Consider the following 639-nt stretch of genomic DNA (forward strand, 5'->3'; position numbering starts at 1 on the left):
TCCACGATAATGCTGCGGATACGTTTACCTGGATGCTTGACCTCGGCAAAGAATGCATCGAGCTTGGCATTCAGTTCAGCCACGACTTCGTTCGCGGCGGCAGGGTTGAAATCAGTGGTGGACATGTAACGTCCAGCGGAAAAGTTGGCACTAATATCAGTGCACTGACCGCCCACCGCACTTAAGCCAGACGCCAGACGCGGGATGATCATATTGGCGATGCCTAAGTCTTTGGCGATGCGGACGATATTCATCCCTGCAGCACCGCCACCAGCAATCATTACGCAATCACGAGGATCGATGCCTTGGCTAATGGTCATGTCAGTGGTGAAGCCTCTCATATCCTCCGACGTGATCCGCAGAACAGCCTCAGCACTCTCTTCAATCGTCATGCCCAGCGGCTCAGCCAGACGAACTCGGAAGGCTTCTCGAGCCGCGTTCAAATCCAAGGGCATGCGACCACCGAGGAAATTGTCTGGATCGAGGTAACCTAGGACGAGAGCAGAGTCCGTCACTGTTGGTTCCTTACCACCGCGCATGTAACATGCCGGGCCCGGGAATGCCCCCGCACTAAGCGGCCCAACACGTACCAGCCCGCCATTGTCGATATGCGCAATAGAACCACCGCCGGCACCAAGG

General features: G+C 56.0%; 1 protein-coding gene. It reads right to left on the reverse strand.

Annotated elements, in window-relative coordinates; all coding sequences use genetic code 11:
- Positions 1–617, reverse strand: a 617-nt coding sequence (locus IE125_RS13345) for a hydantoinase/oxoprolinase family protein (protein WP_308430150.1), incomplete at its 3' end; no start/stop codon positions are given.
- Positions 618–639: the final 22 nt, after the last annotated feature.

Source organism: Salinicola rhizosphaerae (assembly GCF_014652715.1).
GTDB lineage: Bacteria > Pseudomonadota > Gammaproteobacteria > Pseudomonadales > Halomonadaceae > Salinicola > Salinicola rhizosphaerae.